The sequence below is a fragment of the Brevundimonas sp. UBA4553 genome (assembly GCF_002387245.1).
In the GTDB taxonomy this organism is placed as follows: Bacteria; Pseudomonadota; Alphaproteobacteria; order Caulobacterales; family Caulobacteraceae; genus Brevundimonas.
The window spans coordinates 358,275-384,230 of the sequence record NZ_DGLD01000002.1; the positions used below are offsets into that span (position 1 = coordinate 358,275).

Below are 25,956 nucleotides of genomic sequence, written 5' to 3' on the forward strand. Positions count from 1 at the left end.
GAGGGGTGTCGGCGCGACCTTCGATGGGATGCCGTGAGCCTGGCGTCTTAGCACCCCTTATCCGTCTTGCTTGGCAATCCACCTTCTCCCTCAAGGGGAGAAGGAAGGCGTCATTTGTCCCATTCTGGCACATCGCCATAGAGGCCGGCCAGAAAGACGATGAAGGCGCGCACCCGGTTTTCGGCGCGGGCCCGTCCGGCGGTCAGGGCGAAGATGGCCACGTCCGAGGCCCCCGCATACTGCGGCAGGACCACCTGCAGCCGCCCGTCGCGCAGCTCATCTCCCACGTCCCAGGTCGAGCGCAGGGCGATGCCGGCGCCGGCCAGCACCAGTTCACGCGCCACCTCGGATGAATTGGTCCGCACCCGGCTGCGGGCGCGGAAGGTGACGGGACCGTCGGGGCCTTCCAGCCGCCAGGCCGACTGGTTCTCGGCCGCCAACTGGGCGTGGGCGCGCAGATCGTCGAGGGTCTGCGGCGCGCCGTGTTCCGCCAGATAGGCGGGGGCGGCGCACAGGACGCGTCGATTGGGGGCCAGCCGGTGCATGGCGGGATCGCCCGCCTCATAGCTGCCGATGCGGACCGCCACATCGACGTCCTCTGCCATCAGGTCGACGAAGGCGTCGGTCAGGTTCAGTTCCAGTGTCAGTCGCGGGTGGGCTTCGAGGAAGGGTGTCAGCAGCGGGGCCAGTCGTCGTCGTCCGAACGAGGTCGGGGCCGAGACCCGCAGCAGGCCGCGCGCCTGGGTCGTGCGGCGCGACACCAGGGCCTCCAGATCCTCGACCCCGTCCAGAAGCTGCATGGCGCGGTCATAGACCAGCCGTCCGGCCTCGGTCGGGGCCAGTCGCCGCGAGGTGCGCTCGATCAGTCGCACCCCCAGCCGATCTTCCAGCCGCGCCAGTCGCCGCGAGGCCACGGCCGGCGACAGGTCCAGCCGCCGGGCGGCGGCGGACAGGCTGCCTTCCTCCAGCGCACGGACGAAGATCTCATACTCGGCCAGCATGGCGGGGCCTCATCGTTGCTGTTTGTGCAAAGATAGGCGTCGATCTTCGCCGTGGCTAGGCGGCGGACGCGCCGCTAGGGTTCAGGCTCAAGGAGAGACCGCCATGTCCACCGCATATGTCCGCCACGGAAGCCTGAGCGTCGCCGCCGAACTGGACGCCTTTGTCCGCGACGAGGCCGCGCCGGGTACGGGGGTGACGCCCGACGCCTTTTGGGCCGGGCTGGAAGGGCTGCTGGATGCTTATGGACCCAAGAACCGCGCGCTGCTGGCGCGCCGCGATGATCTGCAGGCGAAGCTGGACGACTGGCACCGCGCCCATCCCGGCCAGCCGGACCCCGAGGCCTATCAGGCCTTCCTGCGCGAGATCGGCTACATCGAACCCGAACGCACGGATGTTCGTGCCGAGACGGCCAATGTCGATCCCGAGATCGCTGCGATGGCCGGGCCGCAGCTGGTCGTGCCGCTGACCAACGCCCGCTATCTGCTGAACGCCGCCAATGCGCGCTGGGGCAGTCTGTATGATGCGCTGTATGGCACGGATGCTCTGGGCGAGGCACCCAAGGGTGGCGGTTATGACGCCGAGCGCGGAGGCAGGGTCATCGCCCGCGCCCGCGCCCTACTGGATCAGGCGGCGCCTCTGGCCGAGGGCGGTCATGCCGAGGCCGTGGAATACCGTGTTGAAGGCGGGCGGTTGATCGTCGCCCTGTCCGGCGGGCGGACCACGGGGCTGACCGATCCGGCGGTCTTTGTCGGCCATGCGGGCGAGGGGGCGGCGCCCTCGGGCGTCCTGTTGCACCACAACGGCCTGCATCTGGAGATCGTCATCGATCGTGATCACCGCATCGGGCGCTCCGATCCGGCGGGCGTGGCCGACGTCGTGGTCGAGGCGGCCCTGTCGGTCATCGCCGACGCCGAGGACAGCGTCGCGGCCGTGGACGCCGAGGACAAGCGGCTAGTCTACGCCAACTGGCTGGGTCTGATGCGCGGCGACCTGTCGGCGGGCTTCGTCAAGGACGGCCAGACGATGCAGCGACGCATGAACGGCGACCGGGCCTATACGGCGGTCGATGGTTCAGTCCTGACGTTGAAGGGGCGCAGCCTGCTGATGGTCCGTAACGTCGGCCTGCACCTGGCGACCGACGCTGTGCTGGACGGGGAGGGGCGCGAAATTCCGGAAAGCCTGCTCGACATCGCCATGACCGGCCTGATCGGTCTGCACGACCTGAAGCGCCCGGCGGATCAGCGCAACAGCCCGGCGGGCTCCATATATGTGGTGCGGCCCAAGATGCATGGCTCGGAGGAAGTCGCCTTCGCCGATGCGGTGTTCGGTGCGGTCGAGGCCATGGTCGGCCTGCCGCCGCTGACGCTGAAGATGGGCATCATGGACGAGGAGCGGCGCACCAGCGTCAACCTGGCCAACTGCATCGCGGCGGCCAAGGGGCGGGTGGCTTTCATCAACACCGGCTTCCTGGACCGCACCGGCGACGAGATCCATTCAGTGATGGAGGGCGGGCCGGTGGTCCGTAAGGAGGCCGTGCGCAACACGGGCTGGATCAAGGCCTATGAGGATCGCAACGTCGACATCGGCCTGAAGGCCGGGTTGTCGGGGCGCGCCCAGATCGGCAAGGGCATGTGGGCCGCGCCCGACCGCATGGGCGAGATGCTGGCGACCAAGGCGGGGCATCCGCGCGCGGGGGCCTCGACCGCCTGGGTCCCGTCGCCGACGGCGGCGACCCTGCACGCCCTGCACTATCACGAGGTCGACGTCTGGGCGCGTCAGGCCGAGATCGCCGAACGTGCCGCCACCGGACTGACGCCGCTGCTGACCCCGCCGTTCGCGACGGAGGCGTCGGGCGCCGATGAGATTCGGCAGGAGTTGGATAACAACGCGCAGGGCATCTTGGGCTATGTCGTGCGCTGGATCGATCAGGGCGTCGGCTGCTCCAAGGTGCCGGACATCCATGACGTCGGGCTGATGGAAGACCGGGCCACGCTGCGCATCTCCAGTCAGCACCTAGCCAACTGGCTGCGCCACGGCGTGGTCACCGAGGGCGAGGCAAAGGCGGCGCTGGAGCGGATGGCGGTGGTGGTCGATCATCAGAACGCTGGGGACGCCGCCTATCGCCCGCTGGCCCCTGGCTACGATGGTCCTGCGTGGAACGCTGCTTGCGATCTGGTGTTCAAGGGACGCGAGCAGCCCAACGGCTATACCGAACACCTGCTGACCGCCTGGCGGCGCCGCGCCAAGGCCGGTTGATTTCCCACAGAAAATACCCGCGCTGTCCCAAAATGAAGCGAAAGCTTGTCAAACCTTAACGGCGCTCGTAGAACCGCGGTCGTTAACGTTTCATTAACGCTTGCGGGCCGGGGCTGAGGTCTTGCCCGCTGCGGGCATGTGCCAAAATGGGATGGCACGTCTCTTGGAACGCTGACAACGAAACCCCCTCCTGATGGCGGGGGAGCGACCGTTAGCGGTTCGGGGAGGCTTCTTGTGGGTTGGCTGGGTAATGCCTTTGGCAGTGATGTCTTGCGTGTCGGCCTTGTCGGTCTGACGTTGGCGGCGGCTGCCGGCGCGTCGCCTGCTGCGGCTCATACGTCGTTGCCGGGCAACGTAAGCAATAGCTTGCGCATCAAGGTAGTCGGCGAAGTCGCGCCGAGCTGCGCGCTGAGCCAGACAGTTCATGAGGACGAGTTCGACGTGCTGGACGACGCCACGGGCGGCTCCCGCGACGCTTCGATCTATCTGCCTTTCGCAGTCGACTGCAACGCAGCCTTCGACATGAAGCTGAGCTCTCTTAACGGGTCGCTCGATTTCAAGGGCGTCAGCGCGGCGACGGCGGCGTTCCGCCGGTCCATCGCCTATAGCGCCGAGGTTCGCCTGCCGGGCGGCGTCGGCGGCGTCATGAGCTGCGGCAGCGCGGCCATGGAGCGGCGCGGCGGATGTAAAACGGCCATCGCGACGGACGACGTGGTCCAAGGCGCGGGCTCGATCAAGGTTTCGGTAGCGCGTGACGGACAGCCGCTTCTGCGCGGCATCTACAGCGACACCCTCACACTTACGCTTCAACCCCGATTGGGAGGGGGAGAGCGTGACTGAATGACCGCATTCCTACGCGGATAGCGGCATTGCCGGGAAACCGGCGAACAAAAGCCATCGCATGACGCGGCGGCGATCACTTGGAGAGAAGACATGAAAAAGATCCTGATGGCCGCTCTGGCTCTGTCCACCCTGGCCGCTCCGGTCATGGCTCAAACCTGGCAGGGCAAGACCTACGCCGACGGCGTCGCTACCTATGACGTCAACGCCAAGGCTGCGTCGTTCTGCAAGTTCGGCACGAACAACAACGATGCTGGCCAAGTCAACGCTGCCGGTTCGAACCGTTCGATCAGCCTGGCCGAAGGCGACCGCACCTTCAATATGGATGTCCAAAACCCCAGCGACAACACGGTTCGTGCCGCCACGATCAGCTTCGTGTTCAACCACGCTGTCTGCAACGCGCCGTTCACCGTCAAGGCCACCTCGACCAATGGCGGCATGAAGTACAGCGGCTCGTTCACGGGCTCGACCAACGATTTCTTGACGGTCATCCCTTATGCCTACAGCTTGAACTTTGGCGGTGGCGGCGACGGCCACCTGCTCGCTACGACCGGCCAGCGTACCCTGCTGGACAGCAGCACGGCGCGGGCAGGTTCGGCCACGCTTCGCTTCTCGGTTGACCCCCAAGACAAGCTCCTGCTGCAGGGCGACTACACGGACAACGTGGTAGTCACCATGACGCCCAAGGCCTAATCATGGCCTGAATGCGGCCTGGCGCATGATTGTGCGCCAGGCTGTCTTCACGGGGATTTAAGGCCGGTAGGGCGACCTTCGTAGGCTTACCTGCGTTTTTTTGGGGGATTTCGAATGTCGCTGCGCACCTGGTTCGCGGCTGTTGGTTGTGCGAGCGCCTTGGCGGCGATCGCTGCGGCTTGGCCTGCTCTTGCTCTTCTGGTGAAGCCGATCGTCATTGAAATGACGACGGCCGGCGCCGGGGCCAACGCCACCGTCGAGGTCGTCAACGATCGAAATACGCCCGTCACCGTCGAACTGACCGTCGAGAAGCTCAATGTGCCCGAGCGCGGCGCCGTAGAGACCGAGGCTGACGCCGGCGACGATTTCCTAATCTTCCCACCTCAGGCGATCATCGCGCCGGGCGGCCGTCAGAATTTCCGGGTCCGCTGGGTCGGAGACCCGCAGATCGCCAAAACCAAGCTGTTCATGTTCACGACGTCTGAACTGCCTGTGGAAATCGCTGAGGGCACCACGGGCGTCCAGCTCTATTACGCCGTCCAGTCGGTCGTGGCTGTCAGCCCGCCCGGCGCCAAGGCCGAGGTGAGCATTAGCCAGGTCGAACGTTCGCAGATCGGCGAGGAGAACGGCGTTCTGGTCAGCTTTGCGAACCAGGGGGCGAAACACGCCTTCATCTCGGGCGCCCAGATCGAGCTGCGTTCCGGCACCTGGCGCAAAATCTTGACAGACCAGGACCTGTCGGCCGCCTTTGGGCTGGGGCTGGTCCCGGCTGCCGGCTCGCGCACCATGTTCATGCCTGTCGCAGACGTCCCGGCTGATGGCGTGATCACTTGGACCTATACCCCGACTGCGCCGCGATGAGGTTGAGCCTTTCCACCGAACGCGCGGGGCGGGGGCGCCGTTTCCGCGATGTCGCCCTATGTTCCGCGACGCTGCTGGCCTTCCAGTCGCGCAGCGAAGCGGCTGCGGCTGCGGCTTATGACCAGGCGACGGATACGCCGATCGTCACTCAGGCACCGAGCCAGAAATTGAACCCGACGTCGCGGGACGTCATTCTGGATGTGCCGCTGCGCGAGCGGGGGCCGCTGGGCCAGGTCGGCATCAAGATCACGCCCGACGATACTGTCCTGTATTCCGGCCAGGATTTCCAGAATGCGCTGTCCCGCGTCGTGACGCCGGATGTCCGCAACGCTCTGGCGGCCCAAGCGCAGGCCGATGGATGGCTGACCGAGGACGCCCTACGCTCGCTTGGCTTCGGGATTGTGTACGATCCGGCCTTGGTTGAGCTTCAACTGCAACTTCCCAACAGCGCGCGCCAGAGCCAGCGCGTCGATCTCGGGTTCAGCAATAGCGAAGACCCGGTGGTCGGCCCCGATCTGTCGTCGGCATTTTCGGCCTATCTGTCCTATCGTGCGTCGCTGGACTATGTTCATGAAGGTCAGGATGCGGGCCTCCAGACGCCGCGCGTCGATCTTGATTTCAACGGCCGCCTGTTCCGTCGTTTCGCCTTCGAAAATCAGTTTAGCTATGACGCCTCGTTGGATGATCCCTTCATTCGTCAGGCGTCGCGCCTCACCTATGATCAGCCCGGAAAGAACCTGCGCTGGGTCGGCGGGGATTTGAGCTCCAATCCCGTGTCGTTCCAGGGGCAGGAGAGCGTCGCGGGTCTGGGCGTGCAGCGCTACTATCGCGGGTTCACCAGCGGGCGCAGCGTCAGTTCGACCTCCGCGCGCAGGTTGACGCTGGAGCGCAACGCGACGGTCGAAGTCTATATCAACGGATCGCGCGTTCGGACCCTGCAACTCGCGCCGGGCAATTATGACGTGGCCGATCTGCCGCTGACGGCCGGCGCCAACAATGTTCAACTGGTCGTCCTGGATGAACTGGGCGGACGTGAAGTCGTCAGCTTCGATTTCTTCTCGGACCTGCTGTTGTTGGCTCCTGGGGTCGACGAGTTCGATTTCAAGTTCGGGGTGCGCGCGCCCTTCGAGAACGGCAGCCGTGATTATCGCGGCGATCAGGCTATTACGTCCGGCTACTATCGGCGCGGCGTCAATGAGGTTCTGACGCTGGGCGGCAATTTCCAGATCATGCAGGATATCCAGCAGATCGGCGCTGAAGCTGTGTTCGGGACACGCATGGGTCTGTTCAGGACCGACCTGTCCATGAGCGAGACGTCGCGCGGAGGATCGGGCTACGCCGCTCGTGTCGAGTATCGCTACACCAAGATACTGCCGGAACTTTCGGGCGTGCGTCGCTTGGATGCGTCGTTCGAGACCCGCAGCCGAAATTTCGGGTCTGTGGATGTTCTCGATCCGAACAATCCTTTCGCCTACACGGCGCTGGTTCGTTACTCTCAGCCGCTGGCTGAGCGCTGGAACGCGTCCGTCGGCGCCGATTATTCCAAGGGGCGGGGCAGCGAGAAGGATCGCTATGGCGCCTCGACCTTCGTGGCCTACGATTTCTCACCCAACACTAATCTGACCTTCGGCGTTACCTACCAGAAGGGCGGCGTGGCGGATGAAACGAGCGCTCGCTTTGAAATCATCCACCGCTTCGGCGTGAGAGCCAGCGCGGCGGCGTCGTACGAAACCGCCCAGGAGCGGCTGCGCGCCAATTATACGCGTGCGCCTCAGCGCTCGCTGAACGACTACGCCATAACTGCGGATTTGCAGCGGACGCGCGACGACCTGGCCGTTAACGGGACCATCGCCTACCTCGGCAACCGCGGCGACCTCGAACTGTCGCATCAGACAGCCTTCGATCAGACCGAAAATGAGATCGTCGGGCAGACCACGTCCGTTCGCGCCACAGGCTCGATCGCCTTCGCCAATGGCCGCGTCGCCGTTGGGCGGCGTCTGTATGATTCCTTCGCGATCATTCGTCCGCATGAAAGCCTGGAGGGCCGGCCGGTTGAAATCCGCGCGGCCTTCACCCAGGACGCGATCGCCCGTTCCGGCATGTTTGGTCCGGCTCTGGTGCCGTTGTCTTCCTATTCCAGCCAGACCATTCCCTATGATGTGGCGGATGCACCCATCGGTTATGATTTGGGGCTGGGCCATTTCGAGTTCTATCCTTGGCTCGACTCCGGCTTCTCGCGGGTCGTGGGCTCTGACTTCAATGTCACCGTCACCGGCGAACTGTTGGGTCCTGACGGCGCTCCGTTGGCGCTCGCGTTCGGGATCGCTCGGTCGCTGGATATTCAAGGCGCGCCCGAGGTCCAGATGTTCACCAACCGCGTGGGACGCTTTGGTGCATCCGGTCTGGCACCGGGGCGTTGGCGGCTAAGCATGAACGGCGGATTGAATTTTGATATGGAAATCCGAAAGGAACAGGGCAACCTGATCCGTATCGGCGCTTTGAGACCTAATAATGAGGAGAACGCGCCATGAAGCCTGTGCTTTGGCTGCTTGCGGCCACCGCTGCTACCTTCGGCGTTTCTAGGCCCGCAATGGCCGAATGTGAGGTCACGTCCGTCAGCGTGACGGGCGGTCAACTTGTCGCCGACTATGATGGCCTTCAACAGTCCGACCTCCGGCTTAACGCTCCGCTGCGCATCGTCGCCAACCGGGACTGCCGACGCGAGGACGTCGCGGTGGTCATCATGGCGGATGCAGGTGGGAGCCAACCAATCGGCTCCAGCATTCTGTTGGAATCGCCCAGCGGCGTTCTGCGCGCCAATCTGAGGGCGGGACGCTCATCTCAACCTCGGCCATCCGGAGCGGAAGACAGCGACAAGGTCGGCGATGTGCAGGTCGACGGCACCGGCGGCGGGCTCGACAGCGAACTGATTCTGACGGTCCCGGCGGGGCAGGATGTTGCTCCAGGCGACTACAAGACACGCGTTCGTCTGGCGGCTTCGGAAAAACGTGGGCGTGCAGGCGACCATCTGGATATCATCGTGCGGGTGCGTCCCTTCGTCGGCCTCGCTGCAGGCAGCGGCACGACCCTGGACCTGGGTGTGCTGAACAGCGGATCTCAGGCGCAGAATGCCATTACCTTCAGGACATACGCCAACACGCCTTATCGGATCGTCCTGTCGTCGGACAATGACTGGAAACTGGAACGCGAACGCACGTCCGGCAGCGTCGCCTATGATCCGATGCTGGGCGGCGTCGCCCTGACGGGCGGCAGTGAACGCGTGGCTCGCTATGGCTACGTCCCTGGCGGTTCGGAGGTCATTCGGTTCAATGCGAAGGTTGGCGATCTGCCTCTCGTTCCAGCCGGTCGATACTCTGACTGGGTCACGGTTCGCATCGCGGCCGATCTCGGCCGCTGAGGTCAGAGGTCTGCAAACAAAAACAGCCGTGGTTCAGGTATCCTGGGACCTCGCACCACGGCTGACAATTTTTGGTGAGTTCGGGGGAGCTAGGTCCAGTCGACATTCAGGGATTCCCGCCGGTCTGGATGCGTGATTCATAGGTCTCCGTTTTGGCGGAGTTGCATGATGTGCGTGAAGCGGTACGAGCTGAGCGATACGCAGTGGGAGCGGATCGCGCCGCTGTTGCCGGGCAAGGCGGGCGATCCCGGCCGCACGGTGTCCAACAACCGGCTGTTTGTGAACGCGGTGCTGTGGGTTCTGAGGTCGGGCGCTCACTGGCCTGACCTGCCGGAGCGCTACGGCAAGTGGAAGACGGCGCATCAGCGGTTCAGCCGCTGGTCGCGGGCCGGCGTCTGGGAGCGGGTGTTCGCCGATCTGATCAAGGACCGGGACAACCAATATCTGATGCTCGATTCCACCCTGGTCCGGGCGCACCAGCAGGCGACGACGGGTCGGGGCTCCGGCCCAATAAAGGGGCCTCGATCCGGCTGTGGGGAGTTTCCGAGGTGGACTGACGACCAAGATCCACATGGCCTGCGACAGCCTGGGGCGGTCCGTCCGCTTCCTGCTCGCCGCCGGCCAGAGCCACGACATCCTCGCCGCACCAGCCCTGATCGAAGGCATGACGCCGCAAACCCTCATGGCCGATCGCGCTTATGATTCAAGCGCCTTCAGACAGGCCATCGCCAGCCTGGGGGCCAAAGCCGTCATCCCTTCCACCCGCTCAAGAAAGACCCCGATCCCACACGATCCGGTTCTCTACCCACTGCGCAACCGCATCGAGCGCTGCTTCAACAAGCTCAAGCACTTCCGGCGGTTCGCAACCCGCTACGACCGACTCGCCAGACACTTCCTGGCCTTCGCTCAGTTCGCCGTTTCCATGATCTGGATGCGGTGAATGTCGATTCGTCCTAGCCCGCAAGTCGAGGTCTCGTCGCTGCGGGCGATCTCTGGACTCGTTTGAGGCGTGACCCTAGAGCGGCGAAATCGACAGGCGCACCAGGATCGGCTCGTCCGAGGCCGTCGTCTCGAAGTCGGCAAGACGCCACAGCTGCACCTGACGGGCCGCTTGGGGATTGGTGTAGAACGCCACGCCGTCGGTGACATTTCTTGGTGTTTCATCGATCATCAATGTGCCCGAGCGCACGTTCATGAAGCGGGCTTCGACACGATAGCCGGAACCGCTGTTGCATATTTCTCGGACCGCACCGAGGTCGATGCTGTTGTCCTGAACGGAGGAAGAGGGCACCGGAAGGCCGTCGAACGGCGCGCTGATGCGGCAGAACGAGGCCACACGAGCGTTAAGCCTGAACGTCATGCTCGGTCCGTCGGCCGCATTGGCGACAGGCACCATCCCGAAGGTGATGGCAGCGCCGGCGGCGATCGCCAGATATGTACGGCGTTTTGCCGAGATACTCTTGATCATGACGTCCTCATCACCCTTGATTTCAAGTGGACGATACTTGGCGGCTCTTAACTTCAGGCGATCAGACAGGCTTAGCCGGGGCTTAAGTTCTATCGTAAACCGTCGCTAACCTTGTTGATCTGGGAGCGCCGGATACGGCGACGGTCGGGGGCTGGAACGCATGAAAAAGGGGGCGCGATCCGGATCGCGCCCCCAATAAGATGGGTTAGCCTGTATGGGTGGCGTCAGGTCTTGGCGCCGGCTCGACCCTTGCCCAGTTCGCGGTTCAGCCATAGGGCCAGCAGGGTGCAGATGGCGCCCGACAGAAGGTAGCCGCCGCCGGCGATCAGGCCGAACCTGCCCGACAGGGCCAAGGCCGCCAGTGGGGCAAAACCGGCGCCGAACAGCCAGGCCAGGTCCGAGGTCAGGGCCGAGGCGGTGTAGCGGTTGCTCAGGCTGAAGCTGGAGGCGATGGAGCCGGAGGCCTGGCCGAACGAGAGACCCAGCAGGACGAAGCCGAGGATCATGTAGGCCAGTTCGCCGATCGGGCCGCCGTCCAGCATCTGGGGCGCGAAGCCCGAGAAGGCCGCGATGCCCGCGGCGGTGACCGCCAGCAGGGCGCGACGGCCGTAGCGGTCAGCCAGCCAGCCCGAAGCCAGGATGGCGACCAGGCCGAAGACGGCGCCGACGAGCTCGATCATCAGGAAGCGGCTGGGCGCCTCTTCGGTGTAGAGGAAGACCCACGACAGCGGGAACACCGTCACCATGTGGAACATGGCGAAGCTGGCCAGGGGGGCGAAGGCGCCGATGACGATGCCGCCGCCTTCTTCGCGCACGGTCTTGCTCACAGGGGAGGGGTGCAGCTCCAGCGTCTCGAACGCGGCCTGGAAGGCGGGCGTCACCACGATGCGCAGGCGGGCGAACAGGGCCACCACGTTGATGGCGAAGGCCACGAAGAAGGGGTAGCGCCAGCCCCAGTCGAGGAAGTCGGCGGCCGACAGCTTGCTGAGGAAATAGGCGAACAGGGCGCTGGCGACGATCAGGCCGAAGGGCGCGCCGAGTTGCGGCACCATGGCGTACCAGCCGCGACGGTTCTCCGGCGCGCTGACGGCCAGAAGGGAGGCCATGCCGTCCCAGGCCCCGCCCAGAGCCACGCCCTGGCCGATGCGCAGCACGATCAACATGACCGCCGCCCAGTGACCGACCTGATCAAAGCTGGGCAGGAAGCCGAGCGCGACGGTTGAAATCCCCATCAGGAACAGGGCGATGGTCAGCTTGGTGCCGCGCCCGAAGCGTCGGTCGATCTCGATGAACAGGGCCGTGCCAAAGGGACGGGCGATGAAGGCCACCGCGAAGACGGCGAAGGACAGCAGGGTGCCGCCCAGCGGTCCTGCATAGGGGAAGACCAACTGCGGGAAGACCACGACCGAGGCGATCGCATAGACGAAGAAGTCGAAGAATTCCGACGTGCGACCGATGATCACGCCGATCGCGATTTCTCCGGCGTCGATTTTGCCGTGTCGCGCGTTGATCTGGCTGGCGTCCCGCTCGAGGGGCTCTGAAGAAGGCGCGCCGCTGGTGGCGTTCATGACCGATGACGTTCCCTGGACCCGGGCGCGACAGACGCGCCGACATGGTAAGAATGGCGAAAGCCGTCATTTGCTCCCGATCGTCTGCGGGGGGGATAGGACGGATTGTCCAATGTCGTCCCTCGGCGGGCGGCGCTACGGGCCGGGCACCATGACCGTGCCAGCACCCCATTTCCGGACAGGAGCCGCCGTGCGCCGCCTGCGACCTCTCTTGCTGTTGCCCCTTCTGGCCTTGCTGCCGGGGTGCGAAGCCGTCGTCCTGTCGCCGGCCGGCGATATCGCCGCCCAGCAGCGCGACCTGCTGGTCTGGTCGGTGGTGCTGATGCTGATCATCGTCATCCCGGTGATGGCGATGGTGATCTTCTTCGCCTGGAAATACCGGGAATCGAACAAGGAAGCCCGTTACGAGCCGGACTGGGATCACTCCACCCACCTGGAGCTGGTGATCTGGGCGGCGCCGCTGCTGATCATCATCTGCCTGGGCGCCATCACCTGGTCGGGCACCCACCTGCTGGACCCCTATCGGTCGCTGGACCGGATCAACAAGGGGCAGGCGATCGCCGAAGGCGTCGAGCCCTTGCAGGTCAACGTGGTCGCTCTGGATTGGAAGTGGCTGTTTATCTACCCGGAGTACGGGATCGCCACGGTCAATGAACTGGCCGCGCCGGTGGATCGGCCGATCCGTTTCCACATCACGTCGTCGGGCGTGATGAACTCCTTCTACATTCCTGCCCTGGCCGGTCAGATCTACGCCATGCCGGGCATGGAGACGAAGCTGCACGCCGTGATCAACCATCCGGGCGAGTACGTCGGCTTCTCGGCCAACTATTCCGGCGACGGCTTCTCCAACATGCGTTTCGCCTTCCACGGTCTGGATCAGGCGGGCTTCGATCAGTGGGTCGCCGGCGTTCGCGCTGACAGCAAGAGTCTGGACCGCGAGACCTATCTGGAGCTGGAGAAGCCCAGCGAGAAGGTGCCGGTTCTGCACTACGCCACGGTGGACGAGGGTCTGTTCGACGCGGTGCTGAACATGTGCGTCGAGCCGGGCAAGATGTGCATGGGCGAGATGATGGCCATCGACAAGAAGGGCGGCCTGGGTCTGACCGCCGTTCACGCCACCTGGCCGCTGGTTCACGACAAGTACGCCCGCCGCGGTGAAGCGGTCCTGGGTTCGGGTGATTCCTACGTCATGGCCGTCTGCACGCCGCTGGAGGCCGAGAAGGCCGCCGTGGACGCGGCCCGCCGCCGTCAGGAACTGGCCGTCCAGATGGAGCGTTCGGCGCCGGTCGCCCGCATGACCGGCGCAGGCCTGTCGCGTCCGGGGCAGCCGACCGCCCTGGCCCAGGCCGCTCCGTCCTTCGTCTCCGCTTTCACCGCGCCGACTGTCGCCGACGCGTCCGCGTCGCAATCCTGAGCGCCTGACCGACATGTCTATTGATCAAATCGCATCCATGATCTTCGGCCGGCTGGACTGGAACGCCCTGCCGTTCCACGAGCCGATCCTGGTCGCCACTTTTTCCGTCGTCGTGCTGGGCGGTCTGGCGACTCTGGCCCTGATCACCCGGTTCAAGCTGTGGGGCTATCTCTGGACCGAGTGGTTCACCACGGTCGACCACAAGAAGATCGGGATCATGTACATGATCCTGGGCCTCGTCATGTTCCTGCGCGGCTTCGCCGATGCGGTGATGATGCGTCTGCAGCAGGCCATGGCCTTCGGCGGCGCCGAGGGCTACCTGAACGCGCACCACTATGATCAGATCTTCACCGCCCACGGCGTGATCATGATCTTCTTCGTGGCCATGCCCCTGATCACCGGCCTGATGAACTATCTGGTGCCGTTGCAGATCGGGGCGCGGGACGTGTCGTTCCCCTTCCTGAACAATTTCAGCTTCTGGATGACTACGGCGGGCGCGGTGCTGGTCATGGCCTCGCTGTTCATCGGCGAGTTCGCCCGCACGGGCTGGCTGGCTTACCCGCCGCTGTCGGGCATCGGCTACAGTCCGGGCGTCGGCGTCGACTATTACATATGGTCGCTGCAGATCGCCGGGGTGGGGACCACCCTGTCGGGCATCAACCTGATCGCGACCATCGTGAAGATGCGCGCGCCGGGCATGGGCCTGATGAAGATGCCGGTCTTCACCTGGACCTCGCTGTGCGCCAACGTCCTGATCGTGGCCTCCTTCCCGGTGCTGACCGCCGTGCTGGCTCTGCTGACGGCTGACCGCTACATCGGCACCAACTTCTTCACGAACGACTTCGGCGGCAACCCGATGATGTACGTGAACCTGATCTGGATCTGGGGTCACCCGGAGGTCTACATCCTGATCCTGCCGCTGTTCGGCGTCTTCTCCGAAGTCACCTCGACCTTCTCGGGCAAGAAGCTCTTTGGCTACACCTCCATGGTCTATGCGACGGTGGTGATCACCATCCTGTCCTACCTGGTGTGGCTGCACCACTTCTTCACCATGGGCTCGGGCGCGTCCGTGAACTCCTTCTTCGGGATCACGACGATGATCATCTCGATCCCGACAGGGGCCAAGTTGTTCAACTGGCTGTTCACCATGTATCGCGGCCGCATCCGCTTCGAGCTGCCGATGATGTGGACGGTCGCCTTCATGTTGACCTTCGTGATCGGCGGGATGACAGGCGTCATGCTGGCGGTGCCGCCGGCCGACTTCGTCCTGCACAACTCGCTGTTCCTGATCGCCCACTTCCACAACGTCATCATCGGCGGGGTGCTGTTCGGCCTGTTCGCCGCCATCAACTACTGGTGGCCCAAGGCCTTCGGCTTCAAGCTGGACAAGAAGTGGGGCCTGGTCAGCTTCTGGTGCTGGGTCGTCGGCTTCTGGATGGCCTTCCTGCCGCTCTACGTCCTGGGCTTCATGGGCGTGACGCGCCGGATGCGCGTCTTTGACGATCCGTCGTATCAGATCTGGTTCATCATCGCGGCGGTCGGCGTGGGCGTCATCGCCATCGGCATCCTCGCCATGTTCGTCCAGTTCGCGGTCTCGATCATCAATCGCGACAAGCTGCGCGACGAGACGGGCGACCCCTGGCACGGGCGCACCCTTGAGTGGGCCACGTCCTCGCCGCCGCCGGACTATAACTTCGCCAAGACGCCGATCATCCACGACTCGGATGCCTGGTGGGACATGAAGGCGCGCGGCTACGAGCGCCCGATCACCGGCTTCAAGGCCATCCACATGCCATCCAACACGGGTGCAGGCGTGATCCTTTCCGGCCTGGCTCTGGTCGTGGGCTTCGCCCTGATCTGGTACATGTGGTGGCTGGCGGCGCTCGGCTTCTTCGCCCTGATCGCCTACGCCATCTTCCACACCTTCAACTACAAGCGCGACTACTACATCCCGGCCGAGACAGTGCAGGCGACGGAAGACGCACACACCAAGGTTCTGGCCGAGGCCCTGACCGCCGCAGCGACGAAGGGGTGAACCGATGAGCCACGCAGCCTCCCTGAACCCTGACTACGTCGACGAGGCCGGCCGGCCGATCTACCACCCGGTCGAGGAGCCGCATCACCCGGAAGGCCACAGCACCATGCTGGGCTTCTGGATGTATCTGATGAGCGACTGCCTCATCTTCGCGATGCTGTTCGCCGTCTATGCGGTCATCGGCGCGAACTACGCCGCCGGCCCGGCGCCCAAGGACCTGTTCGACCTGCCGCTGGTGGCGCTGAACACCTCCATGCTGCTGCTGTCGTCGATCACCTACGGCTTCGCCATGCTGGCCATGGTCAAGAACCGCACGGCCCAGATGCAGACATGGCTGGCGATCACCGGCGTCTTCGGCCTCTGCTTCCTGGGGATCGAGCTCTATGAGTTCGCCCACATGATCCATCTGGGAGCCACGCCTCAGCGCAGCGGCTTCCTGTCGGCCTTCTTCGTGCTGGTGGGCACCCACGGCCTGCACGTCACCTTCGGCTGCATCTGGCTGGTCACGCTGATGATCCAGGTCTGGCAGAAGGGGCTGATCCCGGCCAACAAGCGCCGACTGATGTGCCTCAGCCTGTTCTGGCACTTCCTGGACGTCATCTGGATCGGCGTCTTCACCTTCGTCTATCTGTTCGGGATGCTGCGATGAGCGCCGAGGCCCACAACGACCACGCGGTCGATCACCACGACGATCACCACCACGGCGACGATCACGATCACGGCTCGTTCAAGACCTATATGACCGGTTTCCTGCTGTCGGTCGTGCTGACGGCGATCCCGTTCTGGCTGGTCATGACCGACGCCCTGCCGGCGGCGACCACCGGCCTGATCATCACGGCATTCGCCGTGGTGCAGATCGTGGTGCACATGATCTTCTTCCTGCACATGAACCATAAGTCCGAGGGCGGGTGGAACATGCTGGCCCTGATCTTCACCATCGTGGTGGTGGTGATCGCGGTCGCGGGCTCGGTCTGGGTTATGTATCATCTGAACGTCAACATGATGCCCACCCACGACATGCAGGGCATGGGCTGAGCCTGATCGGCGAGGCCAGGGGAGAAGCGCCATAGAGCCGTCGTCGCGACCTGCCCGGCCGCCGCGCGCCATGACCGTCCTGATCCTGGGCGCGGTCATGTTCGCCGTCCTGTTTGCAGGATTTTCGGCGCTGGGCGTGTGGCAGGTTCAGCGCCTTCTTTGGAAGCAGGACCTGATCCGTCAGGTCGACGCCCGCATCCACGCCGCGCCTGTGGCCGCGCCGCCGCCGGATCAGCTCGTCACGCGTCAGGCGGATCAGTACCGTCGGGTCGTCGTCAGCGGTCGTTTCGACCATGCGCGCGAGGCGCGGGTGAAGGCGGTGACGGATCTGGGCCCGGGCTACTGGGTGCTGACCCCGCTGATGACCGATCGCGATTTCACCGTCCTGATCAATCGAGGGTTCGTCCCGTCCGAGCGCCAGCAACCGGCTGATCGCGCGGCAGGGCAGGTCGAGGGGGTGGCCCGCGTCGTCGGCCTGCTGCGGCTGACCGAGCCGGACGGCGGCTTCCTGCGCGCCAATGACCCGGCGGGCGACCGCTGGTTCTCGCGCGACGTGGCCGGGATCGTTCAGGCCAAGGGCGTGCAGGGGCCGGTCGCCTCCTATTTCATCGACGCAGACGCGACGCCCAACCCCGGCGGCTGGCCGCGCGGCGGGTTGACGGTTGTGCGCTTCGCCAACAGCCACCTGATCTACGCCTTGACCTGGTTCGGCCTGGCCCTGATGTCGGCGGCGGGTCTTGTTCTGTTCCTACGCGAGGAGAAGAGGCGGAGGGCCGGGCGATGAACGCGATGCGGTCGCCGCGAGGCCTGTTGGGTTTGGACGACGGGGCCGAGGCCCCTGTGTCGCCAGGGGCGGCCGGGCGCCGGAACATGCTGCTGCTGATCCAACTGCGCTGGCTGGCCGTGGTGGGGCAGGTCGTGACCATCGCCGTGGTCCACTGGGGGCTGAAGATCCCGCTGCCGCTAGGCATGCTGCTGCTGGCGCCGGCCGGGCTGGCGCTGATGAACCTGGCCAGCGCGCCGGTCACCCTGCGCCGCCAGAGCGTGACCGATCCTGAATTGCTGCTGGCCCTGTTCGTGGATGTTGCGGCGCTCAGCTGGCTGCTGTTCTTCAGCGGAGGCGCCGGCAATCCCTTCGCCGCCCTCTATCTGATGCAGATCGTGCTGGCGGCGGTGCTGCTGAGACCGCCCTACGCCTGGGGCTTTGTTCTGGTCACCAGCGCCTGCCTGGCCTTCCTGGCGGTCTGGCACCAGCCCCTGCTGTTGCCGCCCAGCGCCGATGCGCGGCTGAGCCTCATTCAGGCGGGCGCCCTGGTCAACTTCATCCTGATCGCCGTGCTTCTGGTCGCCTTCGTCACCCGCACGACCCAGAACGTCCGCGCCCGGGACGCCTATCTGGCCGACGCCCGCCAGCAGGCGGCGGAGCAGGATCACATCGTCCGCATGGGGCTGTTGGCCTCGGGCGCCGCGCACGAGCTGGGGACGCCGCTGGCCTCGCTGTCGGTCATCCTCAGCGACTGGAAACGGATGCCGGAACTGACCGCCAGCGCCGACCTGACCTCCGACATCGCCGAGATGCAGGCCGAGGTCGAGCGCTGCAAGACCATCGTCACCGGCATCCTGATGTCGGCGGGCGAGGCGCGCGGCGAGGCGCCGACCATCACCACCCTGGGCGCCTTCCTGTCCGAGATCGTCGCCGACTGGCGCGAGAAATCGAATGACGCCATGGCCATAATACTGCGCGGCCCGGCGCGCGATCCACGCATCATCGCCGACCCGGCCCTGAAGCAGGTGTTCAGCGCCCTGCTGGACAATGCTCACGAGGCGGGGGCCGAGCGGATGATCATCGCCGCAGCGCTGGATGACGACCTGCTCTCGGTCGAGTTCAACGACGACGGTCCGGGGTTCGCCCCCGACATCCTCGACCGCGTGGGTCAGCCCTATCAGTCGACCAAGGGGCGGGCAGGCGCCGGCCTGGGGCTGTTCCTGCTAGTCAATGTCATGCGCAAGCTGGGCGGCGGCGTCGTCGCCGCCAATCGACGCGACGGCGGCGGCAGCGTCCGCCTGACCCTGCCTCTGGAGGCCTTGGCGCCCAAATGACCCAACCGACCGACGCGCCCCGCCAATTGCTGATCGTCGAGGACGATGAGGCCTTCGCCAAAACCCTGCGCAAGTCGTTCGAGCGGCGGGGCTATGAGGTGGTTTCGGCGCGCAGCCATGAGCAGTTGCTCGAACTGCTGGCGATTCATCATCCGCAATACGCCGTGGTGGACCTGAAGCTGGGGGCGGCTTCGGGTCTGACCTGCGTCCAGACCCTGCACGCCTTCGATCCCGATCTGGACATCGTGGTCCTGACGGGTTTCGCCAGCATCGCGACGGCGGTCGAGGCGATCAAGCTGGGCGCCCGCCATTACCTGGCCAAACCCGCGGGCACGGACGAGATCGAGGCCGCCTTCGCCCGTCAGGACGGCGATCCTGACGCGGCGCTGAGCGCGCGCCCCACCTCGATCAAGACGCTGGAGTGGGAGCGCATCCACGAGGTTCTGGCCGAGACCAACTTCAACATTTCCGAGACCGCGCGCCGTCTGGGAATGCATCGCCGCACCCTGGCGCGGAAACTGGAAAAGCGTCAGGTGACCTGACGACCGTCAGTGCGCGCCGCGCCCGAACAGGCGCAGGGTTTGATGCAGCCCGACAGCGAGGATCGCGCCGACGATCAGGCCCAGAAGGCCCGAAATCAGGGCCGTCGTGGTCCAACTGACGGCTGCGCCCAGAGGGCCGAACAGGCCGCCGGCGGCGTGAGCCAGATGCTCCACCGGCTCAGCCGGCCAGGCCAGGCCCAGCGTATGCGTGCCATGCAGCAGTATGCCGCCGCCGACCCACAGCATCGCCACGGTGCCGATGACCGACAGGGACGCAAAGATCGTCGGCATGGCCTTGACCAGACCACGCCCGATCGCCTGGCTGGTCCTTGAGGGACGCTCGGCCATGTGCAGGCCGATGTCGTCCAGCTTCACCAGCAGGCCCACCGCGCCATAGACCGCGACCGTCATGGCCAAGCCCACGACGATCAGGACGCCCGCCTGCGTAAGAAGGGGCGCGTTGGAGACGTCGGCGAGGGCGATGGTCATGATCTCGGCGGACAGGATCAGATCCGTGCGAACCGCGCCGGACACCGTGGCGGCCTCCAGATGGGCCGGGTCGTCGCTCACGGGTTTTTCCTCGGCGTCGTGGCCGCCGAACATCTCCATCACCTTCTCCGCGCCCTCGAAGCACAGATAGGCTCCCCCGCACATCAGCAGCGGGGTGATGGCCCAGGGGGCGAAGGCGGTCAGCAGCAGGGCGACCGGCAGGATCAGCAGCAGCTTGTTGCGGATGGAGCCAACGGCGATCTTGCCGATGATGGGCAGTTCGCGGCTGGGCGACAGGCCGGTGACGTATTTCGGCGTCACGGCGGCGTCGTCGACCACGACCCCTGCGGCCTTGGTCGCGGCCTTGCTAGAGGCGGCGCCGATGTCGTCGATGGAGGCGGCGGCCAGTTTGGCGATGCCCGCGACGTCGTCGATCAGGGCCATCAGTCCAGAAGGCATGGGGAAACACCAGCAGAAGGGAAGGGAGCGCCAGTCCTTCCTGCCTGCGACAATGCGTCTTGGAAAGAGGCAAGGGCGCACGTCAGCTACGCAGCGACGAGCGCGTCAGCGTCCTGTGGTCGGGCTATGTTGTCGAAACAGGAAAAAGAGGACGATGGTGGGTGATGTAGGGTTCGAACCTACGACCCGCTGATTAAGAGTCAGCTGCTCTACCAACTGAGCTAATCACCCGTACCGTCGTCTGCGCCGTTGGTGCGGCGCCGGTCTTCGCGGCGACCCGTAGAGGTTGCCCGAAGGGCGCTCCTATTACTCAGGAAGCAGCGGAGGCGCAAGCGTTGATTGCGGCATTTTCTAAAGTTTGTCCCGCGCGCTAAGGTCCGGCCGGAATCAGCCGCCGGCAGATGCGGCCAAGGGGAAACGTAGATATGGCGTTTTGGAACCGTCGACGCTCGATCGATGCGATGCTCGCTCCGCACACGGGGCCGGCGTTGAAGAAGACGCTGAGCTGGCCGCACCTGATGGCTCTGGGCGTCGGCGCCATTGTCGGCACCGGCATCCTGACCCTGATCGGGGTCGGCGCCGGACTGGCCGGTCCCGCGGTGCTGATCAGCTTCGCCCTGGCGGGTCTGGTCTGCGCCTGCGCCGCACTAGCCTACGCCGAGTTGTCGACCATCATGCCCGCCTCGGGCAGCGCCTACACCTATTCCTACGCCGCGCTTGGCGAGATCTTCGCCTGGGTCGTGGGGTGGAGCCTGATCCTGGAATATTCGCTGGTGGTGTCGGCGGTGGCCGTGGGCTGGTCGGGCTACGCCATTCCCTTCCTGGCGGGCATGGGTATCGACCTGCCGCTGGCCCTGACGGTCGGGCCCCACGTCGAGGGCGGCCTGATCAACCTGCCTGCCGTCTTCATCATCGCCGTGGTGACCGGTCTTCTGCTGATGGGCACCAGGGAAAGCGCCACGCTGAACGCGGTGCTGGTCGTGATCAAGATCGCCGCCCTGGTGGCCTTCGTCGCCATCGCCCTACCGCGCTTCGACGCCGCCAACTTCACGCCCTTCATGCCGCACGGTTTCGGCGCGCCCTTCGTTCAGACGGGGGTCATGACTGCGGCGGCCATCATCTTCTTCGCCTTCTATGGCTTCGACGCCATCGCCACGGCGGCGGAGGAGACCAAGAAGCCCGAGCGCGACCTGGCCATCGGCATTGTTGGTTCGATGGTGATCTGCACCGTCCTCTATATCGCCGTTGCCGCGGCGGCGATCGGCGCGGCCCCAGTGTCGTCCTTCGCCGACAGCCCTGAGCCTCTGGCCCACATCATGCGCGGTCTCGGCCAGGGCGTCGCCGCCCAGTGGATCGCGGCGGCCGCCGTCGTCGCCCTGCCGACCGTGTTGCTGGCCTTCCTGTTCGGCCAGAGCCGGATCTTCCTGGGTATGGCGCGCGACGGCCTGCTGCCCAACCGTCTGGCCCGGATCTCGAACCGAGGCGTGCCGACGGTGGTGACGATCTTCACCGCCATCGTCGTGGCCGTTCTGGCCGGCATCATGCGTCTGGACGAACTCGCATCGTTGGCGAACGCCGGCACCCTGATGGCCTTCATGGCCGTGGGCGTCAGCCTGATCGTGCTGCGGGTGCGTGAGCCGAACCGCGAGCGCAAGTTCAAGGCGCCGCTATGGTGGCTGGTCGGCGGCGTGGCCATCGTGGGCTGCATCATCTTCTTCTTCAGCCTGAAGGCCTCGACACAGCTCTATTTCCTGCTGTGGAACCTGGGCGGCCTGGCCATCTATCTGCTGTGGTCGTCGCGCAACGCGCGTCTGGCCAAGAGCGGCGAAGCCTGATGGCGGCGCGTGATCTGACGGGGGCGGTGGACTTCACCGTCCTTGAAACCATGACCGGCGGCCTGGACGACATCACGGAAGAGGTGTTGGGGCTGTTTGTGCAGCAGGCCGTCCTGTGGTCGCCCATGCTCGACGCCACGTCCGAAGGATGGCGCGATGCGGTGCACACTATCCGGGGGGCGGGCGCGGGGATTGGCGCACGTGACCTGGCCGCAGTCTGCGCCGAGGTCGAGCATGGCGACCAGACCCTGGCGCCCGCCGGCCTGGAGCGGGTCAGGACGGCCCTGGACGCCGTGTTGACCGACATCGCCGCCTATCGGCACGAACTGGCCTTGAGGAGCCTGAAGGGCTGAAGGCGGGGCGTCAGCCTCGCGTCTGGTCGAACCGGGCGAACTCGTGGGCGATGCAGCGGTCGATCAGCAGGCGCCAGACCGGCTCGGCGATGTCGGGCGACAGGCCGGCGGGTTGGGCGGCGGCCAGGACCTTTGTCACCACATCGTCGATGCGGGCCTGGTCGAAGACGGCGTCGCGGTTCGGCTTGATGCGGGCGGCGGCGTCCATGTAGCGCTGACGCTCGGCCAGAAGCGTCACCAGAGCCCGGTCCAGCGCATCCACGCCCTGACGCACGTCGAGCATGGTGGCGCAGTCTTCCGGGGCCTTGCGCTCGTCGATGGCGACGGTGCGAGGGGCGGTCATTAGATCAGCCGACAAAGGCGCGCTCCAGAACATAGTCGCCGGGCTCGGCGTTCGAGCCTTCTTTCAGGCCGTAGGATTCCAGCAGTTCGCCGGTTTCCTTGATCATGGCCATCGAGCCGCACAGCATGACGCGATCGCTGTTGGGTGAGAAGCCGATGGGCAGTTGCAGGTCGGCGAAGACGTCGCCCGACTTGATGCGGTCGGTGATGCGGCCCGGGGTCTCGAAACGCTCGCGCGTCACGGTCGGATAATAGGTCAGCTGCGCCCGGGCCTCGTCGCCGATCAGCGGATCGTCGTGGATCTCGTGACTGAAGAAATCGCGATAGGCCAGGTCGGCGACGTTGCGCACGGTGTGGCAGACGATGACCTGCTTGAAGCGCGAATAGGTCTCGGGATCGCGCGCCACGGACAACCAGGGCGCCAGGCCCGTGCCGGTGCCGATCAGCCACAGGCGCTCGCCGCCGGTCAGGGCGTCCAGCACCAGGGTGCCGGTCGGCTTCTTGCCCATCAGAACGCTGTCGCCCGCGACGATCTTCTGCAGGCGCGAGGTCAGCGGGCCATCCTCGACCTTGATCGAGAAGAACTCGAGTTCCTCCGCCCAGAAGGGGCTGGCGATGGAATAGGCGCGCAGCACCGGCTTGCCGCCATCCTCGCCGGGCAGGCCGATCATGACGAACTCGCCCGAACGGAAACGGAAGTCCTCAGGGCGTTTCAGACCGAAGCTGAACAGCTGATCGTTCCAGTGGCGGACCCACAGGACCTCGAGGTCGTGGAAGGGGCTGGCCTTGGCGGGCGGCGCGGAAGGGGAGGCGTCGGACATGGCGACTACCTAGGCCGTCACGGGCGAATGCGAAAGGCTCGCGGGCGTCGCAGACGTGCAGATTTGCGGATGACGGCGGCGGATTCCGTCTCTAGCTTCGCCGCCATGCGCACATTTCTTCTTGCTTCGACGATCCTGATGGCTGCGACCTCGGCCTTCGCCCAATCCTCTCCCCAGCCCGTGACGCCCCCTGCCGCAACGGCGCCGGCGTCTTCGATCCTGACGGTCGAGCGGGTCTTCGCCAATCCGTCTCTGTCCGGGCCGGTGGCCAAGGGCGTCAGCCTGTCGCCGGACGGCGAACTGCTCGCCTTCCTGCGTTCGCGCGAGGACGACGTGGACGTGCTGGACCTGTGGGCCGCGCCGGTGAAGGGCGGCGAGCCGTTCAAGCTGATCGACGCCCGCGCCCTGGCGCCCGACGCCGGCGAACTGTCCGAGGCTGAGAAGGCGCGGCGCGAGCGCATGCGCATCAGCCAGCGCGGCGTGGTCGAGTATTCGTGGGACGAACAGGGGCGCTACATCCTGGCGCCGCTGGAAGGCGACATCTTCCTGGCCAACCGCGCCGATGGTTCGGTGCGTCGTCTGACGGAAACCACGGCGGACGAGATCGACGCCAAGGTCTCGCCCAAGGGCTCCTTCGTCAGCTTCGTGCGAGATCAGGATCTGGTTGTTATCAATCTGGCGTCAGGCGCCGAGCAGGCGATCACCAGCGACGGCGACGGCCTGATCACCTGGGCCACGGCGGAGTTCATCGCCCAGGAAGAGCTGGATCGCGACACCGGCTACTGGTGGAGCCCGGACGAGCGCTTCATCGCCCTCCAACGCACGGACGAAACCCAGGTCGACGTCATTCCGCGCCTGGACATCACCGGGGGCGGCGCATCCGTGATCGAGCAGCGCTACCCGCGCGCGGGGCGTCCCAACGCCGTGGTCGAGCTCTATGTGCAGGACGTTCAGGCCGGCAAGCGGGTCAAGGTCGACCTGGGCGCGAATACCGACATCTATCTGGGCCGCGTCAACTGGGCCAAGGACGGGCGGACCATGTACGTCCAGCGCCTGTCGCGCGACCAGAAGACCCTGGATCTGTTGAGCGTCGATCCGGCTACCGGCGCCAGCCGCGTCATCGTCACCCAGCGCTCGGACGCCTGGGTGCCGTTGAACCATGACTTCAAGCCGCTGACGAACGGCGACTTCATCTGGGCTTCGGAAGAGAGCGGCTGGAAGCACTTTTACCTCCACACCCGGGACGGTCGTCGCCTGCGCGCGATCACGCGCGGCGACTATCCGGTCAAGTCGCTGGAAGGCGTCAACGAGGCGACGGGCGAGGTCTTCTTCACCGCCTCGATGCGCGACGGCAAGGAATATCCGATCGAGCAGCAGCTGTTCCGCGCCAGCTACAAGCGGACCGTGACGCCCACCGAAATCACCCCGCGCGGCGGCTGGTGGAGCGCTTCGGTCAACCGCACCGGCACGGCCTATGTCGGCAACTATACCGACGTGAACACCCCGGCCCAGTCGGCCCTCTATTCGATCGACGGAGCGCGTGTGCGCTGGATCGAAGAGAACAGGCTGCAGCCCGGCCACCCCTTCTGGCCCTATGCGGAGCGCCAGCAGAAACCGACCTTCGGCACGCTGCAAAGCCACGGCGAGACGCTGATGTGGCAGATGACCACGCCGCCGGGCTTTGACCCGACCAAGACCTATCCGGTCGTCATGCAGGTTTACGGCGGCCCGTCGGGCGGCGGGGTCAAGAACGCCTGGCAGGGCGCGACCAACCAGCTTCTGACCGAGGCCGGCTATATCGTCTTCCGCATGGACAATCGGGGCGAGGGCGATCGATCGGCCGCCTTCAAGCAGGCCCTCTATCTGAAGATGGGCCAGCCCGAGATCGAGGATCAGGTCATCGCCGCTGACTATCTGCGGTCGCTGCCCTACGTCGACGACAGCCGCATCGCCATGATGGGCTGGTCCTATGGCGGCTTCATGAGCCTGATGGCCCTGACCGAGCCGAAGATGGGTCTGGCCTCGGCCTTGGCCGGTGCGCCGCCGACCGAGTGGAGCCTCTACGACACCGCCTACACCGAGCGTTACATGTCGACGCCGCAAGCCAATGTGGAAGGCTATGCCGCCTCCGACGTGCTGGGCCGTCTCGACAACCTGACCGGGCGTCTGCTGCTGCTGCACGGCATGGCCGACGACAACGTCATCTTCGAGAACACCACGCGGGTGCTGAACGCCCTGCAGGAAAAGAGCATTCCCTTCGAGACCATGCTCTATCCGGGGCAGCGCCACGGCGTGCGCGGCAATGATCGCCAGCTTCACCTGTGGCGCACCTACCTCGACTTCCTGGACCGCACCATCGGCGCGCGCGCGCCTGAAGCAGACAAATAGCCTGATCCTGTCCCGGCGGAACAAGCGGCAAGCGCCG

The 25,956-nt window shown here is 65.4% G+C and carries 22 protein-coding genes, 1 tRNA gene and 1 pseudogene; 17 read left to right on the forward strand and 7 right to left on the reverse strand.

Annotated features, from left to right (window positions below; all coding sequences use genetic code 11):
• Positions 1-110 precede the first annotated feature (110 nt).
• Positions 111-1,001, reverse strand: a complete 891-nt coding sequence (locus B4A39_RS03145; protein ID WP_292033165.1) for a LysR family transcriptional regulator — start codon at positions 999-1,001, stop codon at positions 111-113.
• Between the two features lie 103 nt (positions 1,002-1,104).
• On the opposite strand from B4A39_RS03145, the gene B4A39_RS03150 reads away from it, so the two are divergent.
• The 7 genes and pseudogenes from B4A39_RS03150 to B4A39_RS03180 all read left to right on the forward strand — a co-directional run bounded on the left by B4A39_RS03150 (position 1,105) and on the right by B4A39_RS03180 (position 10,010).
• Positions 1,105-3,258, forward strand: coding sequence for a malate synthase G (locus B4A39_RS03150; protein WP_292033167.1), 2,154 nt, complete (start codon positions 1,105-1,107; stop codon positions 3,256-3,258).
• Positions 3,259-3,492: 234 nt separating this feature from the next.
• Complete coding sequence (locus tag B4A39_RS03155; protein WP_292033168.1) at positions 3,493-4,098, forward strand: hypothetical protein; 606 nt, start codon at positions 3,493-3,495, stop codon at positions 4,096-4,098.
• A 93-nt stretch (positions 4,099-4,191) separates the two neighbouring features.
• Positions 4,192-4,791 (forward strand): hypothetical protein, encoded by a 600-nt coding sequence (locus tag B4A39_RS03160; protein WP_292033169.1) that lies wholly within the window; start codon positions 4,192-4,194, stop codon positions 4,789-4,791.
• A 114-nt stretch (positions 4,792-4,905) separates the two neighbouring features.
• Positions 4,906-5,652, forward strand: coding sequence for a fimbria/pilus periplasmic chaperone (locus B4A39_RS03165; RefSeq protein WP_292033171.1), 747 nt, complete (start codon positions 4,906-4,908; stop codon positions 5,650-5,652).
• Positions 5,653-5,654: 2 nt separating this feature from the next.
• Entirely contained in the window at positions 5,655-8,183 is a 2,529-nt protein-coding gene (locus B4A39_RS03170; RefSeq protein ID WP_292033173.1) for a fimbria/pilus outer membrane usher protein, read from the forward strand.
• A complete protein-coding gene (locus B4A39_RS03175) occupies positions 8,180-9,070 on the forward strand; it encodes a hypothetical protein (protein ID WP_292033175.1) in 891 nt (296 codons plus the stop codon). Before B4A39_RS03170 ends, B4A39_RS03175 begins: the two co-directional genes overlap by 4 nt.
• 174 nt (positions 9,071-9,244) lie before the next feature.
• Positions 9,245-10,010, forward strand: a pseudogene (locus B4A39_RS03180) (IS5 family transposase).
• A gap of 75 nt (positions 10,011-10,085) precedes the next feature.
• On the opposite strand, the gene B4A39_RS03185 reads toward B4A39_RS03180, so the two are convergent.
• Together B4A39_RS03185 and B4A39_RS03190 are read right to left on the reverse strand one after the other, a co-directional pair.
• A complete protein-coding gene (locus B4A39_RS03185; RefSeq protein ID WP_292033177.1) occupies positions 10,086-10,538 on the reverse strand; it encodes a hypothetical protein in 453 nt (150 codons plus the stop codon).
• Positions 10,539-10,762: 224 nt separating this feature from the next.
• Entirely contained in the window at positions 10,763-12,106 is a 1,344-nt protein-coding gene (locus tag B4A39_RS03190) for an MFS transporter (protein WP_292033179.1), read from the reverse strand.
• A gap of 112 nt (positions 12,107-12,218) precedes the next feature.
• On the opposite strand from B4A39_RS03190, the gene cyoA reads away from it, so the two are divergent.
• The 7 genes from cyoA to B4A39_RS03225 all read left to right on the forward strand — a co-directional run bounded on the left by cyoA (position 12,219) and on the right by B4A39_RS03225 (position 19,232).
• The gene (gene cyoA / locus B4A39_RS03195) at positions 12,219-13,520 is read left to right on the forward strand and encodes a ubiquinol oxidase subunit II (RefSeq protein ID WP_292033181.1); all 1,302 of its coding nucleotides are present in this window, start codon (positions 12,219-12,221) and stop codon (positions 13,518-13,520) included.
• Positions 13,521-13,533: 13 nt separating this feature from the next.
• Positions 13,534-15,555, forward strand: a complete 2,022-nt coding sequence (cyoB, locus tag B4A39_RS03200; RefSeq protein WP_292033183.1) for a cytochrome o ubiquinol oxidase subunit I — start codon at positions 13,534-13,536, stop codon at positions 15,553-15,555.
• A gap of 4 nt (positions 15,556-15,559) precedes the next feature.
• The gene (gene cyoC / locus B4A39_RS03205; RefSeq protein ID WP_292033186.1) at positions 15,560-16,204 is read left to right on the forward strand and encodes a cytochrome o ubiquinol oxidase subunit III; all 645 of its coding nucleotides are present in this window, start codon (positions 15,560-15,562) and stop codon (positions 16,202-16,204) included.
• The gene (cyoD, locus tag B4A39_RS03210) at positions 16,201-16,590 is read left to right on the forward strand and encodes a cytochrome o ubiquinol oxidase subunit IV (RefSeq protein ID WP_292033188.1); all 390 of its coding nucleotides are present in this window, start codon (positions 16,201-16,203) and stop codon (positions 16,588-16,590) included. Before cyoC ends, cyoD begins: the two co-directional genes overlap by 4 nt.
• 70 nt (positions 16,591-16,660) lie before the next feature.
• Entirely contained in the window at positions 16,661-17,374 is a 714-nt protein-coding gene (locus B4A39_RS03215) for an SURF1 family protein (protein ID WP_292033190.1), read from the forward strand.
• 86 nt (positions 17,375-17,460) lie between these two features.
• Positions 17,461-18,690, forward strand: coding sequence for an ATP-binding protein (locus B4A39_RS03220; protein ID WP_292033192.1), 1,230 nt, complete (start codon positions 17,461-17,463; stop codon positions 18,688-18,690).
• Positions 18,687-19,232, forward strand: coding sequence for a response regulator transcription factor (locus B4A39_RS03225; RefSeq protein WP_292033197.1), 546 nt, complete (start codon positions 18,687-18,689; stop codon positions 19,230-19,232). Before B4A39_RS03220 ends, B4A39_RS03225 begins: the two co-directional genes overlap by 4 nt.
• Before the next feature lie 6 nt (positions 19,233-19,238).
• Here B4A39_RS03225 and B4A39_RS03230 read toward each other — a convergent pair whose 3' ends face one another.
• Positions 19,239-20,180 (reverse strand): DUF808 domain-containing protein, encoded by a 942-nt coding sequence (locus B4A39_RS03230; RefSeq protein WP_292033199.1) that lies wholly within the window; start codon positions 20,178-20,180, stop codon positions 19,239-19,241.
• Between the two features lie 155 nt (positions 20,181-20,335).
• A tRNA-Lys gene (locus B4A39_RS03235) sits at positions 20,336-20,411 on the reverse strand.
• A gap of 194 nt (positions 20,412-20,605) precedes the next feature.
• On the opposite strand from B4A39_RS03235, the gene B4A39_RS03240 reads away from it, so the two are divergent.
• Both B4A39_RS03240 and B4A39_RS03245 read left to right on the forward strand, forming a co-directional pair.
• Positions 20,606-22,015 carry an amino acid permease gene (locus B4A39_RS03240; protein WP_292033200.1) on the forward strand — a complete coding sequence of 470 codons (1,410 nt, stop codon included), beginning with the start codon at positions 20,606-20,608 and terminating at the stop codon, positions 22,013-22,015.
• A complete protein-coding gene (locus B4A39_RS03245; RefSeq protein WP_292033201.1) occupies positions 22,015-22,368 on the forward strand; it encodes an Hpt domain-containing protein in 354 nt (117 codons plus the stop codon). The genes B4A39_RS03240 and B4A39_RS03245 overlap by 1 nt, the downstream gene beginning before the upstream one ends.
• A gap of 10 nt (positions 22,369-22,378) precedes the next feature.
• Here B4A39_RS03245 and B4A39_RS03250 read toward each other — a convergent pair whose 3' ends face one another.
• Positions 22,379-22,711, reverse strand: coding sequence for a chorismate mutase (locus B4A39_RS03250; RefSeq protein ID WP_292033202.1), 333 nt, complete (start codon positions 22,709-22,711; stop codon positions 22,379-22,381).
• A 4-nt stretch (positions 22,712-22,715) separates the two neighbouring features.
• The gene (locus B4A39_RS03255) at positions 22,716-23,531 is read right to left on the reverse strand and encodes a ferredoxin--NADP reductase (protein ID WP_292033203.1); all 816 of its coding nucleotides are present in this window, start codon (positions 23,529-23,531) and stop codon (positions 22,716-22,718) included.
• Positions 23,532-23,636: 105 nt separating this feature from the next.
• Here B4A39_RS03255 and B4A39_RS03260 point away from each other — a divergent pair, with 105 nt between their 5' ends.
• Entirely contained in the window at positions 23,637-25,919 is a 2,283-nt protein-coding gene (locus B4A39_RS03260; RefSeq protein WP_292033204.1) for a S9 family peptidase, read from the forward strand.
• The last annotated feature ends 37 nt before the right edge of the window (positions 25,920-25,956 follow it).